The following is a 25,367-nucleotide window of genomic DNA, read 5'->3' as shown; positions in this document are numbered from 1 at the left end:
TATCCTCAAAGTTAACTTTAAAAAAAGCCCCTTTGCAGCTAAAGTTGAGATAGTACATTTTTTTGACATTATGCCCCTAAAACCAGCAGAACCATTAATCGTGGTGCATTTTCAGCTTATCTAAAAGTTCCGGAGAGACATTTTCTGCATATACCCCATAGGCATCAATTAATACGCCTTTAAGGTTTCCCACGGGGGATGAAATCGCATAGATTACCGCACTGTCTCCGGGATCAGTCATCCCTTCAAAACGGTAAAATTCATCGATTTCGAATTCTTCAGGCATCAATTGCAAATCAATTGCCTTACATTCTATACAGTCTGGTGCCAGAATGAAATCATACTCATAACCTCTCTTCTCGAGGTCAGCAACAGCATCGGTAAGGGTGTCATAAATATACATAGCTCTAATTTAATAAAAAATAATTGTAGTATGGACCTTTTTAAATTTCATAGTTCAATAAACTTTCAGATATTTAAGCATCATGGTAGTATCAGAAAAAACGCTTAAATGGGGACTTTGTTTGTATCCACCACTATTATTCCAGCGGATATGGGTAAAAAGATTTCATAAAGGTTTTCGCGGTGTAGATGTAAAAATCAACAGGAGTCTTTTCAATAAGAATTACAACGGCTCTATTTTCGGAGGAACGATCTACGCGGCAACAGACCCTTTCTACGCCTTATTGTTTGATCAGCTCCTGAAACGGGAAGGCTTTAAGGTGCGGGTATGGTTAAAAAGTGCCTCGATACAATACCTTAAACCGGGGCATGGAGACTTGTTTTTTACCATCACAGTAACAGACGACATGCTCAATGAAGCCATAGAAGCGATGAATACAACAGGCAAATTTGTAAAAGCTTATCCGATGGAAATCACCAATTCTGCCGGAGAATTATGTGCGACGGTAATGAATGAAATTTATGTACGAAACTTACATTTGGGTGAAAAATCCCGTATTGCCTATTAAAATACGTATTGCCTATTTAAATTATGAACATCAGGAAACTCATCCAACAAGGCGAAGGGACTACCCTTGATTTCAAGAGAACCATAAACAACTATGAAAAAATTGCCCGTAGTATCGTTGCCTTTGCTAACCATAAAGGCGGACAATTACTCATTGGCGTAGCCGATGATGGCACGATTAAAGGCGTAAAATCTGAGGACGAAGAAAGATATATGCTCCTCAGATCTGCACAGGAATTTTGCAGACCTTCCATTGATTTAAGTTTTGAAGAGGTGCATATTGAGGACAAAATCGTCCTCGTCGTCAATATTAAGCCTAGTGAAACGAAACCCCATTATGCATTGGACGAAAACAAAAAATGGTGGGTATATTTCAGAATTCAGGACAAAAGTCTGTTGGCCAGTAAAATTCTGGTAGATGTCATTAAAAAAAGTACGGAAATACAAGTCCCGCAAATCCCTCCTGGAAAAGAGGAAAAATTGTTATTCGATTACTTAACACAGGAAGGACGCATCACTTTAAAGCAATACAGTAAGCTCCTTAAAACGTCCTTTAAAAAAGCACAGAAAATACTCGTAGCGCAAATCCTTTGTGGTGCCATTCAGCCCCATAGTTCGGAAATGGAGGAATATTTTACAACAATTCCACAACAACTTCAGGATAAATAATTTCAACCTCAAATAATGAGGGAAGAAATGCCGACTTTTGTAGCAATGCTACAAACACTTTATTCAAAATATAAACCTTATTACTCCGATAACCTGCGGTTGGCGATGCCGATTGTGGTGTCTCAATTGGGACATACCCTGGTTCATTTAGCCGACAGTGTAATTGTAGGGCATTTTGCCGGCACCATTCAGCTGGCAGCAGTTTCGCTGGTAAACAGTCTTTTTATGCTCATTCTCGTTATAGGAATGGGGATTTCTTATGGACTGACCCCATTAATGGCACAGGAAAACGGTCGTAAGAACTACGAAGAATGTGGGAAATTACTATCCAACAGTTTAATCATTAACATCATCACCTCTATTTTACTATATGGTTTTGTTCATCTCGGAACCTTACTGGTTATCGATCATCTCGGACAATCGCCGGAAGTGGTTGCTTATGCAAAACCTTATTTAGGCTATCTCGCGATTTCCATCATTCCCCTGATGATTTTCCAAACCTTTAAGCAATTTGCAGAAGGCCTTGGATTTACTAAACAAGCCATGTTTGTGTCTATCTGGGGAAACCTGCTCAACATTATTCTAGGAATTATCCTGGTAAAAGGGATGTTTGGAATTACCCCTATGGGTGTAAAAGGTGTAGGTATAAGCACCCTGGTAGATCGTACGCTGATGGCTATTGTGATGTCTATTTATGTGTTGAAGTCTAAATATTTTAAAGAATACATCAAAAGCTTTAAAATCAGCTTCTTTGATAAAGTAAGGGCAAAAAAAATCATCAGGATTGGCGCCCCTGTAGCTTTACAATATTCCTTTGAGATCAGTGCTTTTAGCGGTGCAGCCATTCTAATCGGGACGATTGGTGCTGTAGAACAAGCAGCTCATCAGGTTGCCATGAATCTAGCCGCTGTAACCTATATGATGGGCAGTGGGATTGCTTCTGCCGCAACCATTAAAACCGGAAACAACTTTGGAAAGAAAAACTTCCTTGACCTTAGACAATCCGCAATTGCAAGTTACCATGTCATCATTTTATTCATGAGCATTACCGCAATTCTGTTTATTGCGGCAAACAACTTACTTCCATATATCTATACAGAGGACTCAGCGGTGATTAATATCGCAGCTCAGCTGTTGATCATTGCCGGATTTTTCCAGCTGTTTGATGGTACTCAAGTGGTTGGATTAGGTGTTTTAAGGGGGATTGGCGATGTAAATATTCCAACATTCATCACCTTTATCGCTTATTGGGTAATTGGTATTCCATTGGGATATTACCTGGGCATTCAATTAGATTTAGGCGTAAATGGAATATGGTACGGCTTAACATTTGGTCTGCTAACTGCCTCCGTATTATTATTCTTTAGGTTCCAGAATAAAACCAGACTGTTAGCTAAATCAGTATAACAAACCCTGTACATGAAAAGCCCTGTTAATTCTCGTAAATTAACAGGGCTTTTTTATGTGTTGAGAAAAACCAGTTTATAGTAAAAGTTTGCTGGCCAATCCTAATAGCAATAAAAATCCGAAAACATCTGTAAATGTGGTAATGATAATGGATGATGCGATAGCCGGGTCAATCCCTACCCTTTTTAGAATTAAGGGAATACCGGCACCAGTAACCCCGGCGATCAATAGGTTACCCGTCATAGCTAAAAATATAACCACACCCAATAGCGGGTTGCTGTCAAAAAATATAGCGAACATAAACACGATCAAACCAGTAACGGCACCATTGATTAAACCTACGGTAAACTCTTTAAGTACGGTACGGTAAGCTTGATTATCGGTCAGGTCATATAAGGAAATCCTTCTTACCGTAACGGCCAGGGCCTGCGTTGCCGCATTTCCACCCATCCCGGCAATGATAGTCATGTAAGCAGAAAGGACGGCGATTTTTTCAATAGTAGAACCAAAATGCCTGACTACAGCCGAAGCCAAAAATGCGGTTCCCAGGTTTAAAATCAACCATGGTAAACGGGATTTTACCGCTTCCACCCAGTTACCACTTAGTTCCTCATCTTCAGAAACCCCTGAAATTTTCAGGATATCTTCTGTGTTTTCATCTTCCAAAACGTCGATAACGTCATCGAAAGTAACCCTGCCCAACAACTTCATATCATTGTCGACAACAGGAATACTGGTAATATTATATTGAGAAATTAACCGGGCAACCTCCTCCTGATCCGTATCAGGCGTTACCCAGGCCACTTCAGCTTTAACTAGTTCTGTGATATGTACATTCCCTTTTGCTTTAATGATATCTTTCAAAGAAACGATCCCCTGAAAAACGTTGTCATCATCAATCACAAAAATGGTATAGAATTCTTCGATCTCTTCACTCTGACGGATAATTTCGTCAATAGCATCTTTTTTAGTGAGGTTAAGATTTACGCGGATAAACTCGGTGTTCATTAAACCACCGGCCGTCTTTTCATCATAACTCAATAAATTCCGGATACTGGAAGCGTCATCCTCACTTAAATCTTCGAGGATTTCCTTTTGTTCATGCTCTTCCAGCTGGGAAATAATGTCTGTAGCATCATCATAATCCAGCTCCTCTACGATTTCGGTTCTTTTGTCCGGATGTAGTTGCAGCAATAATTCCTCTGGATGAGATTCTTCATGCATCTCGGAGATGACTTCCGAAGCAATCTCTACTGGCAAAAGATTAATGATCCGTTCCTGGTCTTCTTTAGTGATACTTTCGAAAAGAATGGCTATTTCTGAGGCATGATACTCCGATAGAATAACTTTAAGTTGTTCATCATCACTATTTAAGGCGTTTTTAAGTTTAGAAACGTCTGTTTTGTCCAGGTCGAAGGATTGCATCTATTGCCAAAGTTACAATAATCACCGTTATTTAAACCATCCCTTGCGCCAGAAATATATGACCTGTAGCACTGCAATAGCAGCCATAACCACCATCGTATACACATAACCGTTTGCCTGATAAAGTTCTGGCATGTTCTGTGGCAGCACTTTACCCGTAATCGGATCTATATTTGCGAAGTTCATTCCGTAAATTCCGGCAATGAAAGTTAAAGGAATAAAAATAGAAGAAATGATGGTCAGCACCTTCATAATTTCATTCATCCGGTTGCTGATAATGGACAAATACATGTCTATATTACTAGCAGATATCTCTTTCAGAGACTCCACAATATCAATAATCTGAATACAATGGTCATACGCATCGCGGATATACATTTTCGTTTGATCCGAAATCAAATGAGTATCGCTGCGAAGAATATCATTTAGTTTATCACGTTCCGGCCAGGCCACCCTTCTGATATTGATCAGATTTCTTTTGATCAATTGTGTATCAAACATGACCGACTTATCCGGTTTATCAAATAAGCGGTCTTCAATATTATCCAGTTCATCACCCCAGGCACTCAGAATCTCAAAATAAGTATCGATAATAATGTCCATCAGGGCATACATCAGATAACTGCTCCCACCAAGGCGGATATTGCCCTTCCCTATTTTCAGTCGCGAGCGCACCGGATCCAGGCAATCGTCATAATTTTCCTGAAAAGTAAACAAAGCATTATCAGTCAGCAGGAATGAATACTGCTGATTCTCCAGGTTTTGGTTTTCATCCAATTGCAGCATTCTACTTACTGCATAAACGTAATTGTTGTATTCTTCCTGTTTTGGACGTTGATAAGTTCTGGTAATGTCTTCGAGAATCAGTTTATTCACATCGAAATCCCTGCTTAAAGTTTCAAACAAAGCCAAAGAATTAAAGCCTTTAATTTCTACCCAAAACGTATGCGTTTTATCCTGTAACAGGGATTTTAGATTACTGATGTCATTTAGTTCCCTGACCTCATAACTTTCCGCATTGTAACGGTAAAGGTTGATGACCGGTTTTAATGCCTTTGGATCAATATAAACCATCCCCGGACTAGATCCGGCATGAGGTAGCGCGATGTGCTGGCGTTTCTTCTTGTGCTTTGCTGATTTAGCCATATTTAAAAATAGGATTTCGATTGTGGCCCCTGGTTAAACAACAAGTCCACAATACTTAAGTTTGGCTTAAATCCTTCCCTGTCGTCAAAGACCTGGAAATAAGGTTTAAAATCACCTTCAGGCTTTTTAAATGCCGGACCTGTACGGAAATCAAGCTCTACTGGCACCTCACTCCCGTATTCCTCAGTCAGTTCAAATTTTGCGGTTATCTTCAGTTGTTTGAACAACCAGTCCATGATCTCCTGGTTATAATCAAAAAGAGAATCGAACTTCTGGTGATAAAATCTGGCGAATTCATCCTCATAATATTCAAAATAAGCGGAATTTCTGTAACAACTTTCTAAACTCTTCCAATGTAAGCGCTGCCAGTTAAAATCATTGCTGATTTTAACATCCTTCATTTTGGTGTGCAACTGCTTGCCACGGATCACCGGTACGATCAGGTCTAAACTACCATTAGGTGAGTAAATTGTAGCCCGGTTTCTGAAAGTCTGTTTTGGGAAATGCTCCTCTTTTTCCATCAAAAACTCGTTTCCAAAACGTTTCAATTCTTTGAAATAACTCACTGGCGGAAGATAAAAAAGGGGGAATATAGCTAAACTTTGCATCTGTTATTTTATGTTTGCACTCTTAATCCGCCAAAATAATGATAAAAAAAAGCTTTTCTCATATTGGAATAGTTTTTTTAAACTTTTTCTCCATCTTACCGATGCAGGTATTGTATTTAATAGCTTCAATCTGTTACTATATCCTGTATTATATGGTAGGATACAGAAAAAAGGTTGTACGTGAAAATCTGGTTAATTCCTTTCCGGAAAAAAGTCTGGAAGAGATCATTCGCATAGAAAAGAGATTTTTCCGATACTTTGCGGATTTAACGGTTGAAATTATCAAAATGCAATCTATTTCTGAAAAGGAAGTATTGAAGCGGGTAAAATTTACCAACCTACATTTAGTAGAAGCACATTTTAACAAAGGGGAAAGTGTATTGGCCTGTACCGGTCATTATGGCAACTGGGAATGGGGAATGCTGGCATTAGGCTCGCATCTTTCAAAAACGGCCTACGTCATCTATAAACCACTCAATAATAAAATTTTTGACAATTGGTTTCTCAAAATGAGAAGTAAATTCGGGAATGTCTGTGTACCCATGCGACAAACCTTACGGATGCTGACCAGCACTAAAAATGAAGCTAGTATGTTCTGTTTTGCGAGTGATCAAAGTCCGGTTCGCGGGGAAGCTCATTATTGGCTCAACTTCTTAAATCAGGATACGGCTGCCTTATTAGGGTTGGAAAAAATTGCCATGCAAACCAACAGACCTATCTTTTATTTTAAGTTGAAATATATCAAAAGAGGTTATTACGAAGTAGATTGCGTACCTGTTTGTCCGGTACCCAAAGAGACAAAGGAACACGAGATCACCGATATCCATTTCAATATACTGGAACGAATTATTAACGAAGAACCGTCTTACTGGCTATGGAGCCACAGGCGATGGAAAACAAAACGAGAATACGCATCATGACAGCAGCAAGTGTAGCAGTAGTAATTTTAAATTGGAACGGAAAAACACTTCTGGAGAACTTTTTACCGGGTGTAGTACGATCGGTCTACCCTAATTTGCAACTTATAGTGGGCGACAATGCCTCTACAGACGGCTCTGTCGAATTTGTGCGTAAAAATTATCCGGAGATCCGCTTAATTGAAAACGATAAGAATTACGGCTTTGCTGAAGGTTACCGCAAAATACTGGAACAAGTAGATGCAGAATATTATGTATTGCTGAATTCTGATGTTGAGGTGCCTGAAAACTGGATTCAGCCGGTGATTGACCTCATGGAAAAGGACGATAAAATCGCGGCTGCACAACCAAAGATTATCTGGCAAAAAGACAAGACTAAATTTGAATATGCAGGTGCTGCCGGCGGGTACCTGGACTTACATTGCTTCCCATTCTGTAGAGGGCGTTTGTTTGATACGGTAGAAGATGATCATGGCCAGTACAATGATGCCAGAGAGATTTTTTGGGCAAGTGGTGCAGCCTTATTCATTAAAAGTAAATGCTGGAAAGAATCTGGTGGATTAGATCCCGATTTCTTTGCACATATGGAAGAAATTGACCTTTGCTGGCGTTTAAAGAACCTTGGCTATAAAATCATGTACTGTCCGGATGCTGAAGTTTACCACGTTGGTGGCGGAACACTGGACGCCAATAACCCTTATAAAACCTATTTAAATTTTAGAAATAACCTGATCATCATGCAGAAAAACCTGCCGCTTGCAGATGCATATTTCAGGATTTTTATCCGTTTTTTCATAGATTTTGTCGCGTTGATTCACTTCTTAGTACAAGGAAAAACAGATTTTGCAATGTCTGTCAGCAAAGCTCATGTTCATTTCTTCAAATACATATTTGTCAACGGCAAGAAAAGAACGAAAAAACAGATTGCTTACCATGAACACACCGGACATTATTCTTCCAGTATTGTTTATGCTTACTTTATCAGGAAAATCAGATTTTTTAGCGGCTTAGGTATTTAAGCTAAACAAACTCAATAGCAGTTAACTGCGAATTCCCTTACCTTCAATGCAAACAAGTTGTCAATTGATCAGTAAGGGAATTCTTGTTTATGAACTAATTACTTCTTTTCAGGGACAAAAATAATCGGCCCCGGTCTATTCGTAACAGCGGTTAATGCTTTATAGATATAATCACATACCAGTTTTTCTCCAGGTACATTAATCAGCCTTCTGTCGTCTTCTGGTGTATGGTATTGCGGATGACCGCCAGTATGAAAGCCTAATACCGGCAGGTTTTTCTTGTAGAACGATACATGGTCAGAACCACCAACATCGTAATGATTTACCAAAGGATGGATGCCAATTTCTGGTCCCAGACTGGTCATGAGTTCCACGCCGCCATCAAAAGTGGCAGCACCACCCATGTACAAATGCTTTTCCGCATTCATCCTACCCACCATGTCCATATTAATCATCAGTTTAATCTGAGATAAAGGTACTAAAGGGTGTTCTGTAAAATACTTAGAGCCTAATAAACCTTGTTCTTCTGCACCAAAAGCAATCACCATGATGCTACGTTTCAATGAGGCTTTATTTGCGGCCAGCTTTTCTGCAATTTCCAAAAGCGCAGCAGTACCACTGGCATTGTCGTCTGCACCTAAATGGATGGCTACAGTGTCTGGTTTTTTCGAGGATGCCCCTCCTGTTCCCAGATGGTCATAATGTGCACCAATCACAATAAACTCGTGTTTTAAAACAGGATCTGAGCCTTCAATATAACCGATAACATTCTGGGTTTTCACATAAGGCGTATCCTGTACCCCTTTTTTTACCCTCATCTTTGCGGTAAACTCTTGAATATAACTTCCGTTATATGCTCCAATTCCTGATTTCTTGAACTGCTTTACCAAATAACTGACAACTTTTTTGTTTTCTGTGGTTCCAGGAAAACGTCCTTTCATTTGCGGAGCTGCCAATGTCCAGATGTGTTCCTTAATTTCTTTTTCAGTAATGTCCGCCTGCGCGAATGCAGATGCGCTGATTGCCAGGCATACCGCAGATAGAAGAATCTTTTTCATAATGGTGTTTAGCTTTTTAAAAGACTTTCAATGGCTAAGCGGTAACCATCCAGACCAAACCCTGTCAATACACCTTTACAATTTTTTCCGGTTAAGGATACATGCCTGTATTCTTCTCTTGCGTAGATATTAGACACATGAACCTCTATTACAGGAGTGTTAATTGCAGCAATCGCATCTGCCAGGGCCACAGAAGTATGGGTATACCCTCCTGCATTGATCACAATACCATCATATTCGAAACCAACTTCATGTAACTTATTAATCAGTTCTCCCTCCACATTACTCTGATAGTAATCGATTTGAAGGATGCTGTACATCGTTCTCAATTGTGCAATATATTCATCAAAACCTAAATTTCCATAGATTCCTGGTTCGCGAACGCCTAAAAGGTTTAAATTTGGGCCGTTAATAATTTGTATCTTCATTAGCTCAAACTTAAAGCTAAAAACTTACAGTAGAAAATTTTTGTGTGATTAATAACCCTTATATACCCTCTTTTAAAGCCTATTTGAAACTGGAGCGTTCGCTTTCCGGAAACTCCATTGCGGCTTATATTAATGATGTTCAGAAACTATTCCAATATTTTGAATCCATTGACAAAGCTCCTTCTGTAAAAGAAATCAGCAGTGCTGATTTAAAAAAATTCATCACCTGGATCAACGAACTGGGAATGCTACCTGCTACACAGGCCAGGGTCATCTCCGGACTAAAATCATTTTTCAGCTTCCTGATGCTGGAGCAAATTATTGCCGAAGATCCTTCAGCTTTGCTGGAAAGTCCGAGATTAGGTCGGAAGTTACCGGATGTTCTAAACATCGAAGAGATCAACGGGCTATTGGAAGCTATCGATGCCTCAAAACCGGAAGGCATGAGAAACAAGGCCATTATTGAGCTGTTGTATGGTTGCGGGTTGCGGGTTTCAGAATTGACCAACATTAAAATCTCCAACATTTTCGTTGATAGTGAGTTTATCAAAATCCTGGGCAAGGGAAATAAAGAGCGGATTGTTCCTATTGGAGCAACGGCATTAAAATATATTAGGATATACCTGGAACAAAGCCGCGTTCATGTTCCCATTAAAAAGGGCTATGAAGATTATATATTTTTAAACCGCAGAGGCACGGGCTTGTCAAGGATATCCGTGTTTACCATCATCAAAGACCTCGCGTTAGCATCCGGATTAAAGAAAAGCATTAGTCCACATACCTTTCGACATTCCTTTGCTACCCATTTGATCGAAGGTGGTGCAGACTTGCGTGCTGTACAGGAAATGTTGGGACATTCGAGTATTACTACCACCGAAATTTATACACACCTGGACAGGGATTACCTGAAAGGCATTATTAACGGATTTCATCCCAGAAGTTAAAAACAGTTCTGTTCCCTGAAAATAAAATCAGCTTGTTTTCCACAAACCAAAGTAGTCCTTTCGCATAGAATGAAGATTTCAGATCTAAACACTCATCTAATCCCTTGTCGCAAGAATCATTCTCGGTTTTCCTTGCATATCCTTCCTTAAAACGGTATTTGTAAACCCTTTATCTTTTAACATCTGAATCGTTTCTTCTGATAAATACTCATTGATCTCAAAAAACAACTTTCCGTTTTCCTTCAAATGTCCGATTGCAAAGTCAGCGATCGCTTCATAAAATAACAAGGGTCTTTCGTCCGGAACAAATAGCGCCAGATGAGGCTCATGTGCCAAAACATTTTGATGCATTTCGGCCATTTCCGTCCCGGTAATATAGGGCGGATTACTCACAATGATGTCAAATTGACCCTCAATATCCAGATTCAAGATATCAGCATGAATAAAATTAATTGCGGAATCGAGCCTTAAAGCATTTTCCGAAGCCAAAGCTAATGCCGCCTCAGAAATGTCGACTGCAGTAACTGCTGCTGCTTTACCGTATTTTTTTAAGCCGATGGCGATACAACCACTCCCCGTTCCAAAGTCAATAACCGCTTTATTTGCCAGATTCTCTTCTAAAATCCAATCCACAAGTTCTTCTGTTTCCGGTCTTGGAATCAACACTGCCTCATTCACTTTAAAAAACGATCCGTAAAAATAAGCTTCCCCCAATAAGTATTGGATAGGTTTATGCGTTTTTAACCCGGTTGCAACCGAAATAAACTGAGCTTCCTCTTCTGAGTTGAGTTCTTTGTCCCAATTCATCATCAAACTGCTCCTGTTGAGCTTAAGCAGATGTTCTACAGTAACGGAGAAAATTGACTTAACTTCCTCTTCCTCATAAACATCTTTTAATTCTGTCTTAAAATGCGCTAATAACTGGCTTAAATTCATGCCTTGCAAAAGTAAGTAAATCGAACAATATACCTTACTTTTGCCTCAATGGCCGACGAATTATATATTAAAAGATGTTTGGAGCTCGCTATTCTTGGCTCCGGAAACGTTAGTCCAAATCCAATGGTGGGTTGTGTGATCGTAACTGACGGAATCATTATTGGAGAAGGATACCATGAGAAAATCGGTGAAGCACATGCCGAAGTAAACGCCATAAAAGCAGTATTTGCCAAATATGGGGAAACAGAAGCAGCATTGTTACTCAAAAAAGCAACTGCCTATGTGAGTCTGGAACCATGCGCTCATTTTGGAAAAACACCACCATGTGCGGATCTGCTAATCAGACATCAGGTTAAAAGAGTCGTAATTGGCAACAAAGACCCATTCGATGCAGTAGATGGTAAGGGCATTACTAAATTGAAAAATGCAGGGATATCAGTAACCTCCGGTGTCCTTGACGAAGAGTGTGCCTATTTAAACCGCAGGTTTTTCACAAGGATTCGTCAGCAAAGACCCTATATCATCTTAAAATGGGCCAGCACCGCCAATGGCTATTTTGCACCAGTCGATGATGAACAAAAATGGATCAGCGGTCCTCTGGCCAAACGTCTGGTACATAAATGGAGAACTGAAGAAGACGCCGTTATTGTAGGTAAAAGAACTGCAATGGTCGACAATCCACAGCTGAACGCCCGTGAATGGCCAGGGAAAAATCCAATCCGTATCGTGATTGATCGTAACCTGGAAGTCCCAAATACCCATCACATTTACAACGACGCTGCTAAAACCATTATATTTAATGAAGTAAAAACTGATGTAGCCGGAAACATACACTTCATTCAAATGGAAGATATGTCTTTTTACCTTCCTCAAAAGATCGCTTTTCAACTGTACTTAATGGACATACAATCAGTGATCATAGACGGCGGAGCTCAACTGCTCAACTTGTTTATTGAGGCCGGATTATGGGATGAAGCCCGGGTATTTACCGCAAAAAACGCCTGGTCGGATGGAATCCCGGCACCGAAAATCAGTAAAACCATTACCGCTCAGCATCAAATAGGCAATGATCAACTGTATATTTATCAAAATAACCGCGAAGCATGATCTATTTAATCATCAGCATTTTTTGCAGTGTTACCGTTGCCGTCCTTCTAAAACTGGCACGCAGGTATAAAATCAATGTTTTACAAGCCATCACCTGGAACTACCTGTTTGCGATTGCGCTGAGTTTCTTCTTTTTCAAACCTGGCATCACAGAGTTAACCACTGCTAAAATATCACCGGTTTACCTCGGACTAGGCGTCCTGTTACCCCTGGTCTTTTGGTTTCTTGGCGCTTCTGTCAGAAATATTGGAATAGCCAGGACAGATATCGCACAGCGATTGTCTTTGTTTATTTCAATTCTCGCTGCTTATTTCCTGTTTGGAGATCAGTTTAATACCTTAAAAATTCTGGGATTAGGCTTTGGGTTTACTGCCATTATTTTCACCCTCTACCGCAAATCCAATACCCCGGCATCCGGCGGTAACTGGATATATCCTTTACTGGTTTTCTTCGGTTTTGGCTTTATTGATATTCTCTTTAAGCAAGTTGCACAAATTAAAGACCTTCCTTATACCAGTTCTTTAATCCTGACTTTCGCCATTTCCTTTATCTTATCACTCCTTGCGATCATCTATCTGGCGGTTATTAAAAAGCAAAAGCTGGAACTAATCAACTTTGCTTGCGGAGCTGTTCTTGGTCTTTTCAACTTTGGAAACATCCTTTTTTACCTGAAAGCGCATCGTGCAATGGCAGAAAATCCATCTACGGTGTTCGCTGCAATGAATATAGGTGTGATTATTCTGGGCAGCCTTGTAGGCATACTCCTGTTTAAAGAAAAGCTGAATAAGCTAAATTACGTAGGACTTGTACTCGCTCTGATTGCAATCATCTTCATTACCTTATCACAGTTTCATGCTATTTGACGATACCTATAAAACAATAACTGCCCCTGCTGAAGGATTATTTAAAGACCGTGGCAGTAAATTTATTGCATTTGCTTACCCCATCAGGTCGGAAGACGAAGTAAAACCTATACTTGCCCAATTGCGTTCAGCGCATGGAAAAGCCAGGCATTTTTGCTGGGCCTTACGTTTAAGTCCTGACCGTTCCATTTTCAGAATCCAGGACGATGGAGAACCTTCAGGAACTGCCGGCCGTCCAATTTTAAACACCCTGCTTTCTACTGATTTAACCAATATCCTGATTGTTGTGGTCCGCTATTTCGGAGGAACCTTACTAGGTGTCCCGGGTTTGATCAATGCCTATAAGTCGGCAGCGATTGAAGCCATACAAGCCGCAGAGATCGTAGAAAAAACCGTGAACGATGTTTATGAGCTTACCTTCGATTATTTAAGCATGAATGATGTAATGCGTTTATTCAAAGAAGAACAACTTCACATTCTTTCTCAGGAGTTTGACAATTCCTGCAGCATCAAATTTGAAGTAAGAAAAGCGCAGCTTAACCAGGTCTTAGGGAAAATTGAAAAGATAGATGGCGTCAAACTCAGCTATCTGCATACAGTTTAAGTCATAAAAGACCCTTAAAACAGAAAACCGGTATCTTTTTGGCCAGACTACCGAAGTTGCAGGCTAGCCAAAAAGGTACCGGTGATTAGATCCGTAAAATAATTTAGTTTTGAGCAGTCTCCAGTGGAAGGTTAAAGAAAAATGAGGAACCCTGATTAATTTCACTTTCCGCCCATGCTTTCCCACTATGTCTTTTGACAATCTCAGCAGATAAATGAAGTCCTAAACCAAAGCCGGTAATTATTTTATTATGCTCACTTTCCACTCTGTAATACCGTTCAAACAGCTTTTCAAGATCTTGTTTTTTGACACCTATCCCCTTATCCTTCACACAAACCAGAACCATACCATTAGCTACTACTGACGACACTTCGATTGCCTCTTTAGGGTTTGAATATTTAATCGCATTACTAAGGAAATTGGAAAGTACCTGTCCAATCTTATCCCGGTCCGCTGTTACTTGTATTTCCGGCCCTTTTAAGAAAATAATATCAGTCGCCGAATTTATAAATAGTGATTCCTGAACAGCTTCATCAATTAATTCATTCATTCCAAAGGTCTCCAGCTCTAAGAGGATTTTTCCACTTTCTGAGCTTGACGCCGCTAGAAATCCATTAATCATGCTATTCATTTTCTTGATTAAAACATTCACCCTTGACAGCGAAGGTTTCATGGCAACATCGCCTGCTTTTTCAACTTTCCGGGTAATCAATTGCATATAAGCCTGGATAGAAGTAAGTGGCGATCTTAAATCATGGCTAACTATCGCAATAAAATCATTTTTTCGCAGTTCATCTTGCTTGTGAACCGTAATGTCATTTAATACTCCTGTGAAGTAAGCCGGATTATTTTCATTATCATAAGAAAGATTCCCCATTAACCTAACCCACCTCAGCTCGTTATTTTTAAAGACCAGCAAAGGAAACTCCAGATCGCATCTCTCACCGCCCATAATACTTGTATTAATGGCATTGATGAACCGCTCCCTGTACCCTTCCACAATCCGGTCGATAACCGCCTGATAGGTTAATTCCTCATCTGAATAGATGCCAAAGATCTCCTTAAAATGAATGGATGGCAGAAATTCCATCGTTTTTGCATGAATAGAACAAGTGCCCAATTCGGCCGAATCTATAGTCATACCCAGCATTTTATTGCTGATATCCAAATCAAGCTGCGTCTTTTTCAATTGAGTAATGTCATTGAAAGTAATGATTGCACCATTATTCTTTTGATCAGACTGTCGGATATAAGGCATCGTCATTACCTGATACCATTTTCCATTATTGGTCTCAATTTCCTTGGTAATAATAATCCCGTCACGAAGCACATTTTTAATGTCCTCAATAATCGTTTCAAATTTTATATTGGTCGTAATGTTGCTCAATGGTCTCCCGATATCCGATTCAAGCAGATTGATTTGCTTCACCGTACCCGGGGAAAACTTCATTAACAGCAGGTCATTATTGATAAACAACTGCCCGTTGATATTACTCCTGAAATAATTATTTAGGTCATCATTAATTTCAAGGAGCTCCTTGTTTTTCAATTGATATTCTGAATTAATGGTATCCAACTCCTCATTAACGGACTGCATTTCTTCATTTGTACTTTGCATTTCCTCATTGGCAGAGATCATTTCCTCATTAAAGGATTGCATATTTTCATTGGAAGCATCCAGTTGCTCATAAACAGAGTTAAGCTTCTCTTTCACTTCCTTCAGTTCCAGTTCTAAATTAATCGTATACTGATCTTGAAAACCGTTTTCTTCAAAATCTTTACTTTCCTGCTCAGTAGCAACAAACATTTTGTCTGTTGTAAAAGTGACCATTAAAAGTTTTTGGGATTTCCTGTTCAAATCCAGCGGACTAACCGTCAGGTTTACTTTAATAATTTCAGTTCCCTGTTTAATTTTTATCCCATTCAAGCTGGCTTTTTCCTTTGTCTTTAGCACACTAATGCTTAATGTATTGAAGACCATCGCCAATTTTTTTGGCAATAACTTTTCAAGATTGGAGGTGAAATGCTTAGGGAGTAAATATTTTGAAGTATCTCCATAAGACCGCACAACGTCCTTGTTTTCATCTACACAAACCACCAGATAGCCCTGCTCTTCGGCGAGATTGGTATGCATCAGCTCTGTCAGTGATGGATCCTGATCAATACCTTCTTCCTCATTACGTACATAAACAGGTCTGTTCTTCACCTCAACTGAATCAGGCATTGAAAAAGCATCAAAACTAGCCATCCTCTTTGATTTTATATTCTTGTATAACTTATATTGTTTGTTTATAATTTCAAGATTCTGGATAATTGGCATCGGATTTTCGCTGGAACCTAAAAACAAATAACCATCCATTTTAAGTCCAAATAGTAACATTGCAAATATTTTCTTTTGCAGTACCGGAGCCATATAAATCAACAGATTCCGGCAACTGATAAAGTGCATATTACAATATGGAGGGTTTTTGACTAAATCATGCTGTGCAAAAATGGCCATCTTTCTCAGGCCTGGTTTGACACGGTATTGATTTCCCTCCTTGATGAAGTGTTTGTTCAATCGCTCTGTTGACACATCCTTCAAGGTATCACGTCCGTATATGCCTTTCCCAGCCGTCACTAAGGCAGCACTGTCAATATCTGTAGCAAATATTTTAACAACAACATGTTCCAGATCACCTGTCAACTGCTCGGAGATAAGGATGGCTAAAGAATATACTTCTTCACCGGTAGCACACCCTGCTACCCAGATTTTCAGTTCTTCCTTGGGGCCAAGCCTTTTCAAAATACCTGGTAATACATTGTTTTTTATATACTCAAAAGCCTCTTTATCTCTAAAAAATGAAGTCACACTAATCAAAAACTCTTTTGACAATGCATCGATTTCAGCCGCTGAGGTTTTTAGGAAGGCAAGGTATTTTTCGAGGGTATTAAAATCCAGATACGTGGCTCTTCTTTTAGTCCGCCTTAAAATTGTGGAGGTCTTATAATCAGAAAAATCAAGTGGAGATTGCTGTTTGATCAGCTCTAAAATTGCTTTAAGACTAACCTCATCGTTGTGATTATCGAGTTTCAACGAGCCCTCCTGCTCCACATAATCTTCAATTGCTCCCGGCATTGCAGCGGGTTCCAATATAAAATCTACCATCCCTGTGGCAATAGCTTTAGATGGCATACCCGGGAAAGTAGAAGTTTCAGGATTCCTGGCCATGACCATTCCTCCAGCTTTTTTAATAGCAATAATCCCCCCCGACCCATCTTCTCCTAAACCAGAAAGGACAATACCAATTGCTTTACTGCCGCAATCAGCTGCTAAAGAATTAAAAAATGTATCAATAGTAAGGTGCGCAGTTTTATTTTCAGCTTTATCTCTTAAATATAGTCTGCCACCCGAGATGGTCATATACTTATCATGTGGAATAAGGTAAACCTGATTGCATTCAACCAGGCAACCATCGGTAGCCTCTTCTATAATTAACTTGCTGTGTTTAGCCAGCACCTCAACCATTCTGCTTTTAAAAGACGCGGAAAGATGCTGAACAACCACGTAAGAAACTCCATCTAAAGGGGTATGATCAAAGAAAGTATTGATTTCCTCTAAACCACCAGCTGAGGCACCAATTGCGATAATATATGCCGGATCAATCATCCTGTCGTTGGGTTAGGCAATGTTGTTTTTTCATGGATTACGATGTTATTGATGCTTAGTTAAAATGTCAGTTGAATAACTGAACACCAAAAGAAGAATAGGACTCAGAACTATAAATATACCGAAAACTAAGGGGAATACGGCGTAATTGTTGGATTCCTTTTGATGATATCGTAAACGGGATATTTAACTTTTATCCATTTAACACAAAAAACCGGTATCCTTTTGAAAGTATAGCCAGCAAAAGCTTACACCCCAAAAAGATACCGGTGATCAAATTAATACCGTAATTGACTAATAGCCGTCGTTCTGATAGCCGCTTTTATTGATAATGTTATCAATTTCAACCTGTGGTACCGGATAAAGACTTCTGAAAGCAGGAATCCCAGGAAAAACAACGCCCATCTGATTTGTTCTCACAATATCAAACCAACGATCAGCCTCCAAAGCCAGCTCCAATCTTCTCTCTAAATAAACCGCAGTTCTAAATTGCACCTGAGAAGTCAGGAGCGCAGCAGTTTTCACAGAAGCATTCGCATTGGTACGAACCGCATTCAGCGCCTTAAAGGCCTCCGTATTCCCGTAAGCGGTCTCGTTCAGTGCTTCCGCATACATCAGCAATACATCCGTAGTCCGTAGCACCGGAAAATCACCACTGGTTTCATTGTTTAACTGCGGAGAATTGAACTTACCTGGTCTGCCACCTGTCCCTGTGATCGCGACCAAAGGCTGACGGTTATCCCCGGGTTCAAACAGCGACTGCGGAATGTTTATGATGTTCGTATTGTTGTTATTTCTATAGCGGTTATCCTGGTGTACAAACTCTTTTACCCCGCCCATCAGATATTGAACAGCAAAAATAATGTCCTTACTGGTTTTTAAATTCCCAGGGAAAGTCAGGTTTTGCGGCACTGTTGCCAGGGTTGTACCACTATAAATGGCCGTTACTACGGGTTGCAAAGTTGAAGCGACCAGATCAAACTTTTTCTGGTACAAATAAACCTTACCCAGCAAACCAGAGGCCGCATAACTCGTTGCCTTTCCGCGTTGCGGATCTCCCCATGTTGGCGGAAGTTTAGCTGCGGCATCCGTCAAATCATCAATAATTTGCTGATAAACCTGTGCAGCAGTAGCGCGGGTATTTTGTCTGGCCTCTTCTGTTTTTTGAACCTTTAGCACCAAAGGAACATTGCCCCAAATCCGCGTTAAATTGAAATAACTCAGCGCCCTGATAAATTTCGCCTGACCGATGATCTGATTCTTGATCGTCTCATTCATGGCAATACCGGGCGCACGGTCTAAAATGAGGTTACTGCGGTATATCGCCTTGTAATTACCCGTCCAGGCGGCAGAAAGAATACTATTGGCAGAAGTTTCGGCAAAGACCTCAATCTGGTTACGGACACCGGCACCAGATCCCGGATCATTGTCAATCAGGTTATCGCCACGTAGCTCGCCCAAAGTCAATAAATTATTCCCGTAAAGGCTGTCACTTTGCAAAGCGTCATAGCATGCAACAAGTCCTCCCTGCAGCCCTTTCTCGTCCACATAAAAGGTCTCTTCAGTATAAGAATCCAGCGGTTTTAAATCTAAAAATTTCTTGCAGGAAGTTGCTGTGATCATTAAACCACAAATAAATATGATATACTTTTTCATCTTTCTAATGTTATAAAGTGATGTTTATGCCTATTGATGTTGTTTTTGCGGTTGGATAAACCCCATAATCCTCGCCATTTGTGGTGGCATCGCTACGATTGGTCACCTCTGGATTGTATCCTGTGTATTTGGTGAAAGTGAAAGGATTTTGCATCGCTACATAGATTCTTACTTTTGTTAAAGTCAGGCGCTTAACCAGATTTTCAGGCAATGTATAACCCATGGCGATGTTACGAATACGTAAATAAGAACCATTTTCAATATGCCAGGTCGACGTGGTGCCGTTGCTTCCTTTGGCCGCGCGATTCGCCCTTACATCCTGACCGCTACCCGGATCAGATGGTGATTTCCAACGGTCCAGCGAACTAATCATGTTGTTCATATTACCTTCTTTATTGGCAAAATACCTGCGGGAAAGGTTCAGGATCTGATTGCCATAAACCCCTTGCATCGCCACATTTAAATCTATCCCTTTATATTCAAAAGAAGTAGCAAAACCATAGGTAAACTTAGGCAGGTAATTTCCTACAATCTCCCTGTCTTTTGTCAAATCAATCACACCATCACCATCCACATCTTTAAATCTAAAATCTCCTGGCTTAGAAGTATTCACATCATAATTACCCTGAGTATCGGTATAATGAGGATAAGCATCAACTTCTCCCTGGTTTTTAAATACACCTAAAACTACCGGCAAATAGTAAGAACCAATAGGTTCTCCCACCCGGGTGATAAAATAAGCATTGGCCACAGAGCCGGTTTTGATAATGTCTGCATTACCCGGCCCCAACTCTACCACCTTGTTGATGTTTTTAGAGAAATTACCATTAGCCGTCCATTTAACTGCACCAAATTGTTGCTGTGTACCCAGATTGATGTCGATCCCTTTATTATTTACCTTTCCAATATTCTTCAATTCTGTAGCGAAACCTGTAGAGATAGGCACTGGCACATCTAACAGCAAGTTATTGGTATTACTATTGTAAACATCTACAGATAAGGTCAACTGATTTTTGAAAAAAGCAGCATCAAAACCAAGATTTAGCTGTGCGGTCTTTTCCCATTGTAAGTCATCATTAGGTTTGGCAATTGGCGCTGCACCATTAATTACACCCGGAGGCGTACCACCAAACACATAGCCATAATTATTCATCGAACCCTGAGCTGCATAATTCGGGATGTTAAAATTACCCGTTAAACCATAACTGGCCCTTAGTTTCAAATCAGAAATAGTTTCCGAGTCTTTCAGGAAATCCTCTTCCGTTAATCTCCATCCAAGTGATGCAGAAGGGAAATATCCCCATTTGTTGTTTTTCCCGAACTTAGAAGAACCATCAGCTCTCATCGAACCTGTAAACAAATATTTTCCCTTGTAACTGTATTGCAATCTGGCAATCCCTGAAGCCAGAGCCCATTGTGTTCTGGTACCGGTACCATTCGTTACCAAACCAGCCTTAATAAACTCTACCTGATCACTGATAAAACCTTTGGAAGCAAAAGCATAATTGCCACTTAAATCGTCCTTTTGTGTAGAGAAACCGACTAAAGCATTAATACTGTGATCGCCAATAGTTTTCGCATAGTTTACAGTTTGCTCTAACAACCAATTGGTTTCTTTAATGGTGCGTGAAGAACCTGTTGCCTCCGAAAGTGGATTTCCTGCAGTATTAGATTGTGGAAATGTAGAAGGTCTGAACATATCTTCCGAGCTGTTAAACAAATCAACTCCCAACTGAATCTTGTACTTCAGATCTTTGAACAATTCAGCTTCTAAAAAAGCACTTCCGGTCATTCTTGTCGCCGTCACATCGTCTTTTTGAAGCATCGCCAGGGCTACCGGATTCCAGGCTTGTGTACCACCGTTACCGTCCGCGCTTTTGTTACCAGGCAAAATGGTTTTCGTACCGGCACTCCAGGCGTTCTGGTCAAAATTATAGCTTCCATCCGGATTGTATACCGGGAAAATTGGCGCATAATGTAAGGCCGAGGCCACAATACCACCGCCATTAGAATTATAGGCGCCATTTGCATTTACTCTCTTTTCATTGATCACAGAAGGACTGAAATTAACGCCGAATTTCACCGCGCCTTTTTTACCTTCCAGGTTAATCCGGCCACTGTAACGCTTGAAACCACTGTTTAAAATGATACCATCCTGATCAAAATATTCCAGGGAACCATAATATTTCATCAACTCAGATCCCCCTGCTGCCGAGATTGAATGGTCTTGAATTGGCGCAGTTCTAAAAATCTGATCCTGCCAATCTGTATTCGTTAAACCCTGCTGACCTTGTAAATAAGGTAAAACCTCCAGGGGCATTACCGTATTGGTATTGTTGCCGGTATTGGTTAAACGGATGGCATTATTATCATTTACACTAAAACTAACCAGAGGTCTTCCATTGGCAAGATTATTTCTGTTATTGGCCTCCATCACATCTGTATAGGAGTTGTTCCTCGACTCCAAAACCATTTGTGCATACTGGTACGCGTCCATCATCTTGATTTTGTGCGCCAAAGTCTGCCAGCCGGTATAGCTGTTCACATTTATTGTGGTCACGCCACTCTTTCCTTGTTTTGTGGTGATCAATACCACCCCATTAGAACCTCTGGAGCCGTAAATCGCAGCTGAAGAAGCGTCTTTTAAAACCTCAATAGAGGCAATGTCATTGGTATTCAGAGTATTAATGTTATCATTTGAAATAGGTACACCATCAATTACATACAATGGATTAGAACCCGCTGTAATGGTACCTACCCCTCTTACTTTGATGTTAAGCGCTCCACCGGGAGCACCAGAACCCTGGGAAACCTGTACACCAGCCATCTTTCCGACCATGGCTTCTGCCGCATTACTGATCGGCTGATTTTCGATATCCGAGGCTTTAATACTGGCAATTGAAGTGGTTACATCCTTTTTCTTCTGACTTCCATAACCCACCACAACCACATCTGATAGATTGTTGGCATTGGGATTTAGCTGGATCAGCAGCGTGGCCTGTTCGCCGGGTTTGAGGATATAATTGCTGATCGTTTTTGTCTCATAGCCAAGATAGGAGGCACTGATGTTGTAGGGAACATTTGCAGAAAGGCCTTTTATCGAAAACTGCCCCGAGGAATTCACCATAGTCCCCTTCTTTTCATTGGTTTTTGTGTTCAGTAAAAGTACGGAGGCCCCAAGCAGCGGCTGCCCTGTTTCATCTTTTACAATCCCGGTGATCTCTGATGTTTGAGCCCAGGCCTTTGTCGATACTGATAACATCAGCAGACAAAAGAACAAGTGTTTAGTAAACGTTTTAAGCATAGTTTATTTATTTGATTGGTTTTTAGGCAAAAGGATTCCTATTCCCGCTCTTTTTCAGCGGGTGAAAGGGTTTAAAATAATAGGATTGGATTTACTTTTTAATCAGGTAACCGTCGGTTGTTTTTATTTGGTTTAGTTTGTTTAGTTCGGCAATTTCTTCAAGTATGGTATCTATAGATTGTGTAAGTTTCAGGCTTCCTGTAAACGACATTTCGGCCAAATCAGCACGGTCGTAAGTGATGTCAACTTTATAGTGTTTTTCCAGCTGATCAAAGACTTCCACTAAGGAGGCTTGCTGGAAATTCAGCTCTTTTAGTTTGTTTTCCTCTTTTACCTGTAAAACTCTGGTGTCGGAAACACTCACTTTATTTATTCTGCTGTTGTAAACCAGTTCTTTGCCTGGAAGTAAGAGCTTGCTAAATGCAGAAATGGAATCGGTCTTTTTCACCAGAACCTTACCGGTATGCAGCTGTACTTTAATAAACCTGCTGTTTTTTAAAGCGGTAACAGTAAATGAAGTGCCCAAAGCTGTTGTCGAAATTCCCTTCGCATACACCACAAAAGGATGATCCTTGTCTTTTGAAACTTCAAAAAAGCTTTTCCCATTCAAATACACTTCCCGTTTGTTTTTGACAAATGGAATGGCATACCTCAACTCTGCTCCCGGAAATATTTTAACGGTAGAGCCATCAGGTAAATGAATCAATTGTTGATGATCGGTATAATTGACAACTGATTTCCAATTGATAATATCTGAATTTTCAGTCCTTACAACCTGGTTTTCGCCCGGCGACAGACCAGGGGTTTGCTGGTTTAAACTTAAAAGACCCACAGTAAGCACCACCAAAACTATTGCAGCCGCTGAGATGATTTTCATCCATTTTAAACGGTAAGTCTTAGCGATAGTCTCCTTTTTTACCGCACTAAAAATCTCCTCAGTTTTCAGCTCATCGAGTACAGCCTCGCTGGTTTCATCCCATTCAGCTTTGCTTAATAAATGATCTGGCAGGTCCTCAATAGCATTCAAATAGTTCAACACCAAAAGCTTTTCTTCGGGGCTGCACTGTCCTTTAAAATATTTATCTAACAACTGTTCAGAGACACTCATACTACCAATACGATTGAATTCATGGGAAACCCTTAACGCGATGAAAATATATTTATAGATCAGCGAAGGAATTGATAACGAAAGATATTTAATGACGCCAGGAGTTTGATTTGCCAGGGAATTTGATTATCCGAGAAATTTGGTCAGCAGGATAAACATGGGGACGTAGGCATAGCCGTCAAGCTGTTTTATGGCTAATGAAATGTGTTTTTCTACCGTTCTCGGAGAAATAGAAAGCTGCTCAGAGATTTCCTTATAAGAATAACCTTGTAAGCGACTTAAAATGAAAACCTTTTTTCTGGTTGGAGGAAGCACACTCAGCGCAACTTCCAATTGCTGGTTGATTTCGAACTTCTGATTTTGTTCTGCGGATGCTTCGCTGATGCTGCTATAGTAAAGTTTAAGATTTCTCCCGTCATTACTCAGCTTTTTGAAATAGTCCAGCAAGGTGGTTCTTGCAATCCGGAACAATTGTACGTCCAGCTCATGTTCTTCTGAAAGCGTGTGCCTAAAGTTCCATAATTTGATAAAAGCTAGCTGAGTCAACTCTTGAGCCATATCTTCATCGTTAGTCTTCTTAAAAAAATAGCCATAAACCTTTTTATGAGATAGTTTAAAGACTATTTCAAAAGACTCATGATTGCCCGATTTTAAATTATGGATATAGCTCAACATTGCTGCACAAAACTATTAGATTCATATTAGCTAAAACTAAATATAGTGTTAATTCTGATTAAAAGAACTGTTCTGTGATATGGCTGGTATTTTATGTTTTTTACAGTAAATGACCGATTTGTTTTCTCCTGTCCCGGCGTTTTCCTGTTTTATGGAATAGCATGGTTATAACATAACTCAAAACAGTACAACTATATAGGATATAGCCATTCTCATAAGTCATGTAGAGTTGCGAATAAACTTTTCTCATCGTATACTTGTAAAATCATAATAAGAAATTAACGCAAATGGAATTACCACATATATTTAGTAATCTGAAAAGCTCAAGAGCTTTGATTTCCGATTATGTAGCCCTCGATAATAAAATATGGCAACATCAGTTTGAAATCAAAAACTACAATAGAAAGAGGTTGTTTAACCTATTGTCAGTGGTTGCTACGGTCTTATTTATGTGGATTTTAAACGCTGGCTCCGACCGTATAATAAGCTTCATCCCTATAATCGTCGTTGCACCACTCGCATTTGTATGCATTAGGTTTATTATTGGTGATGTATTAGATTATTTTAAAAGGAAAAAACTGATGCGTGATATCCAACCTGAACTTTTAAGGTTATCGGAAAGAATGAATGAGCTTGTAGAAGAGCTGGATAGTTTTACAGTTTTACCTGAGAAATACAGAACTCTTCATGCAGTAGATGCTATTGGCAATTATTTTGTAAATAAAAGAATAGATACACTCAAAGAAGGTTTCAATCTTTATGAAGATGAACTATTCAAGTCTCAGCAATTAAGAAACCAGCAGTTTCAAATCAATCAGAATGCACAGATGATGCACCAGAATCATGAAATGATCAAAGCTCAACGCGTTACAAA

22 protein-coding genes are annotated in these 25,367 nt (G+C 39.9%); 10 read left to right on the top strand and 12 right to left on the bottom strand.

Annotated features, from left to right (window positions below):
• Window positions 1–94 precede the first annotated feature (94 nt).
• The gene (locus OQX61_RS20555; RefSeq protein WP_265843691.1) at window positions 95–403 is read right to left on the bottom strand and encodes a phosphoribosylpyrophosphate synthetase; all 309 of its coding nucleotides are present in this window, start codon (window positions 401–403) and stop codon (window positions 95–97) included.
• Window positions 404–485: 82 nt separating this feature from the next.
• Between OQX61_RS20555 and OQX61_RS20550 the strand changes: the two genes are divergently transcribed.
• Genes OQX61_RS20550 through OQX61_RS20540 form a run of 3 tightly spaced genes read left to right on the top strand, consistent with a single transcriptional unit; the run spans window position 486 to window position 3,046 of the window.
• Window positions 486–971, top strand: coding sequence for a DUF4442 domain-containing protein (locus tag OQX61_RS20550; RefSeq protein ID WP_265843690.1), 486 nt, complete (start codon window positions 486–488; stop codon window positions 969–971).
• Between the two features lie 23 nt (window positions 972–994).
• On the top strand, window positions 995–1,639 hold the full coding sequence (locus OQX61_RS20545) for an ATP-binding protein (RefSeq protein WP_265843689.1): 645 nt from the start codon (window positions 995–997) through the stop codon (window positions 1,637–1,639).
• Window positions 1,640–1,684: 45 nt separating this feature from the next.
• A complete protein-coding gene (locus tag OQX61_RS20540) occupies window positions 1,685–3,046 on the top strand; it encodes an MATE family efflux transporter (RefSeq protein ID WP_265843880.1) in 1,362 nt (453 codons plus the stop codon).
• A gap of 75 nt (window positions 3,047–3,121) precedes the next feature.
• On the opposite strand, the gene mgtE is transcribed toward OQX61_RS20540, so the two are convergent.
• From mgtE to OQX61_RS20525, 3 genes are read right to left on the bottom strand one after another with little or no spacing between them, the layout of a single operon-like run.
• Window positions 3,122–4,471 (bottom strand): magnesium transporter, encoded by a 1,350-nt coding sequence (gene mgtE, locus OQX61_RS20535; protein WP_265843688.1) that lies wholly within the window; start codon window positions 4,469–4,471, stop codon window positions 3,122–3,124.
• 27 nt (window positions 4,472–4,498) lie between these two features.
• Window positions 4,499–5,617 carry a magnesium/cobalt transporter CorA gene (gene corA / locus OQX61_RS20530; protein ID WP_265843687.1) on the bottom strand — a complete coding sequence of 373 codons (1,119 nt, stop codon included), beginning with the start codon at window positions 5,615–5,617 and terminating at the stop codon, window positions 4,499–4,501.
• Window positions 5,618–5,619: 2 nt separating this feature from the next.
• A complete protein-coding gene (locus OQX61_RS20525) occupies window positions 5,620–6,183 on the bottom strand; it encodes a WbqC family protein (protein ID WP_322973629.1) in 564 nt (187 codons plus the stop codon).
• A gap of 80 nt (window positions 6,184–6,263) precedes the next feature.
• Here OQX61_RS20525 and OQX61_RS20520 point away from each other — a divergent pair, with 80 nt between their 5' ends.
• Together OQX61_RS20520 and OQX61_RS20515 are read left to right on the top strand one after the other, a co-directional pair.
• A complete protein-coding gene (locus OQX61_RS20520) occupies window positions 6,264–7,145 on the top strand; it encodes a lysophospholipid acyltransferase family protein (RefSeq protein ID WP_265843685.1) in 882 nt (293 codons plus the stop codon).
• Window positions 7,142–8,161 carry a glycosyltransferase family 2 protein gene (locus OQX61_RS20515; RefSeq protein ID WP_265843684.1) on the top strand — a complete coding sequence of 340 codons (1,020 nt, stop codon included), beginning with the start codon at window positions 7,142–7,144 and terminating at the stop codon, window positions 8,159–8,161. Before OQX61_RS20520 ends, OQX61_RS20515 begins: the two co-directional genes overlap by 4 nt.
• A gap of 98 nt (window positions 8,162–8,259) precedes the next feature.
• Here OQX61_RS20515 and OQX61_RS20510 read toward each other — a convergent pair whose 3' ends face one another.
• Together OQX61_RS20510 and aroQ are read right to left on the bottom strand one after the other, a co-directional pair.
• Window positions 8,260–9,219, bottom strand: coding sequence for a M20/M25/M40 family metallo-hydrolase (locus tag OQX61_RS20510; RefSeq protein WP_265843683.1), 960 nt, complete (start codon window positions 9,217–9,219; stop codon window positions 8,260–8,262).
• 8 nt (window positions 9,220–9,227) lie between these two features.
• Window positions 9,228–9,647: a type II 3-dehydroquinate dehydratase gene (aroQ, locus tag OQX61_RS20505; protein ID WP_062548767.1), complete on the bottom strand. Its 420-nt coding sequence runs from the start codon at window positions 9,645–9,647 to the stop codon at window positions 9,228–9,230.
• Between the two features lie 44 nt (window positions 9,648–9,691).
• Between aroQ and xerD the strand changes: the two genes are divergently transcribed.
• Window positions 9,692–10,591, top strand: a complete 900-nt coding sequence (gene xerD, locus OQX61_RS20500; protein ID WP_265843682.1) for a site-specific tyrosine recombinase XerD — start codon at window positions 9,692–9,694, stop codon at window positions 10,589–10,591.
• A 96-nt stretch (window positions 10,592–10,687) separates the two neighbouring features.
• On the opposite strand, the gene prmC is transcribed toward xerD, so the two are convergent.
• Entirely contained in the window at window positions 10,688–11,527 is an 840-nt protein-coding gene (gene prmC / locus OQX61_RS20495; RefSeq protein ID WP_265843681.1) for a peptide chain release factor N(5)-glutamine methyltransferase, read from the bottom strand.
• Window positions 11,528–11,575: 48 nt separating this feature from the next.
• Here prmC and ribD point away from each other — a divergent pair, with 48 nt between their 5' ends.
• From ribD to OQX61_RS20480, 3 genes are read left to right on the top strand one after another with little or no spacing between them, the layout of a single operon-like run.
• Window positions 11,576–12,634 (top strand): bifunctional diaminohydroxyphosphoribosylaminopyrimidine deaminase/5-amino-6-(5-phosphoribosylamino)uracil reductase RibD, encoded by a 1,059-nt coding sequence (gene ribD / locus OQX61_RS20490; RefSeq protein WP_265843680.1) that lies wholly within the window; start codon window positions 11,576–11,578, stop codon window positions 12,632–12,634.
• On the top strand, window positions 12,631–13,497 hold the full coding sequence (locus tag OQX61_RS20485; protein ID WP_265843679.1) for a DMT family transporter: 867 nt from the start codon (window positions 12,631–12,633) through the stop codon (window positions 13,495–13,497). Before ribD ends, OQX61_RS20485 begins: the two co-directional genes overlap by 4 nt.
• Window positions 13,487–14,101 carry a YigZ family protein gene (locus OQX61_RS20480; RefSeq protein WP_265843678.1) on the top strand — a complete coding sequence of 205 codons (615 nt, stop codon included), beginning with the start codon at window positions 13,487–13,489 and terminating at the stop codon, window positions 14,099–14,101. The genes OQX61_RS20485 and OQX61_RS20480 overlap by 11 nt, the downstream gene beginning before the upstream one ends.
• A 103-nt stretch (window positions 14,102–14,204) precedes the next feature.
• Here OQX61_RS20480 and OQX61_RS20475 read toward each other — a convergent pair whose 3' ends face one another.
• The 5 genes from OQX61_RS20475 to OQX61_RS20455 form a co-directional block, all read right to left on the bottom strand.
• The gene (locus OQX61_RS20475) at window positions 14,205–17,750 is read right to left on the bottom strand and encodes a chemotaxis protein CheB (RefSeq protein WP_265843677.1); all 3,546 of its coding nucleotides are present in this window, start codon (window positions 17,748–17,750) and stop codon (window positions 14,205–14,207) included.
• A 294-nt stretch (window positions 17,751–18,044) separates the two neighbouring features.
• Window positions 18,045–19,406 carry a RagB/SusD family nutrient uptake outer membrane protein gene (locus OQX61_RS20470; RefSeq protein WP_265843676.1) on the bottom strand — a complete coding sequence of 454 codons (1,362 nt, stop codon included), beginning with the start codon at window positions 19,404–19,406 and terminating at the stop codon, window positions 18,045–18,047.
• A gap of 10 nt (window positions 19,407–19,416) precedes the next feature.
• Entirely contained in the window at window positions 19,417–22,710 is a 3,294-nt protein-coding gene (locus OQX61_RS20465) for a TonB-dependent receptor (RefSeq protein WP_265843675.1), read from the bottom strand.
• 91 nt (window positions 22,711–22,801) lie between these two features.
• Window positions 22,802–23,818 (bottom strand): FecR domain-containing protein, encoded by a 1,017-nt coding sequence (locus tag OQX61_RS20460; RefSeq protein WP_265843674.1) that lies wholly within the window; start codon window positions 23,816–23,818, stop codon window positions 22,802–22,804.
• 126 nt (window positions 23,819–23,944) lie between these two features.
• Window positions 23,945–24,493 (bottom strand): sigma-70 family RNA polymerase sigma factor, encoded by a 549-nt coding sequence (locus OQX61_RS20455; RefSeq protein WP_265843673.1) that lies wholly within the window; start codon window positions 24,491–24,493, stop codon window positions 23,945–23,947.
• Between the two features lie 287 nt (window positions 24,494–24,780).
• Between OQX61_RS20455 and OQX61_RS20450 the strand changes: the two genes are divergently transcribed.
• A partial coding sequence (locus tag OQX61_RS20450; RefSeq protein WP_265843672.1) for a hypothetical protein occupies window positions 24,781–25,367 on the top strand: 587 nt, incomplete at its 3' end.

This window comes from Pedobacter sp. PLR (assembly GCF_026239675.1).
Lineage (GTDB): Bacteria > Bacteroidota > Bacteroidia > Sphingobacteriales > Sphingobacteriaceae > Pedobacter.
This window is presented reverse-complemented; position numbering and strand designations above follow the sequence as displayed.

Coding starts and splice junctions, on each gene's coding strand:
- OQX61_RS20555 (WP_265843691.1), bottom strand. CDS start 403: ATGTATATTTATGACACCCTTACCGATGCTGTTGCTGACCTCGAGAAG.
- OQX61_RS20550 (WP_265843690.1), top strand. CDS start 486: ATGGTAGTATCAGAAAAAACGCTTAAATGGGGACTTTGTTTGTATCCA.
- OQX61_RS20545 (WP_265843689.1), top strand. CDS start 995: ATGAACATCAGGAAACTCATCCAACAAGGCGAAGGGACTACCCTTGAT.
- OQX61_RS20540 (WP_265843880.1), top strand. CDS start 1,685: ATGCTACAAACACTTTATTCAAAATATAAACCTTATTACTCCGATAAC.
- mgtE (WP_265843688.1), bottom strand. CDS start 4,471: ATGCAATCCTTCGACCTGGACAAAACAGACGTTTCTAAACTTAAAAAC.
- corA (WP_265843687.1), bottom strand. CDS start 5,617: ATGGCTAAATCAGCAAAGCACAAGAAGAAACGCCAGCACATCGCGCTA.
- OQX61_RS20520 (WP_265843685.1), top strand. CDS start 6,264: ATGATAAAAAAAAGCTTTTCTCATATTGGAATAGTTTTTTTAAACTTT.
- OQX61_RS20515 (WP_265843684.1), top strand. CDS start 7,142: ATGACAGCAGCAAGTGTAGCAGTAGTAATTTTAAATTGGAACGGAAAA.
- OQX61_RS20510 (WP_265843683.1), bottom strand. CDS start 9,219: ATGAAAAAGATTCTTCTATCTGCGGTATGCCTGGCAATCAGCGCATCT.
- aroQ (WP_062548767.1), bottom strand. CDS start 9,647: ATGAAGATACAAATTATTAACGGCCCAAATTTAAACCTTTTAGGCGTT.
- prmC (WP_265843681.1), bottom strand. CDS start 11,527: ATGAATTTAAGCCAGTTATTAGCGCATTTTAAGACAGAATTAAAAGAT.
- ribD (WP_265843680.1), top strand. CDS start 11,576: ATGGCCGACGAATTATATATTAAAAGATGTTTGGAGCTCGCTATTCTT.
- OQX61_RS20485 (WP_265843679.1), top strand. CDS start 12,631: ATGATCTATTTAATCATCAGCATTTTTTGCAGTGTTACCGTTGCCGTC.
- OQX61_RS20480 (WP_265843678.1), top strand. CDS start 13,487: ATGCTATTTGACGATACCTATAAAACAATAACTGCCCCTGCTGAAGGA.
- OQX61_RS20475 (WP_265843677.1), bottom strand. CDS start 17,750: ATGATTGATCCGGCATATATTATCGCAATTGGTGCCTCAGCTGGTGGT.
- OQX61_RS20470 (WP_265843676.1), bottom strand. CDS start 19,406: ATGAAAAAGTATATCATATTTATTTGTGGTTTAATGATCACAGCAACT.
- OQX61_RS20465 (WP_265843675.1), bottom strand. CDS start 22,710: ATGCTTAAAACGTTTACTAAACACTTGTTCTTTTGTCTGCTGATGTTA.
- OQX61_RS20460 (WP_265843674.1), bottom strand. CDS start 23,818: ATGAGTGTCTCTGAACAGTTGTTAGATAAATATTTTAAAGGACAGTGC.
- OQX61_RS20455 (WP_265843673.1), bottom strand. CDS start 24,493: ATGTTGAGCTATATCCATAATTTAAAATCGGGCAATCATGAGTCTTTT.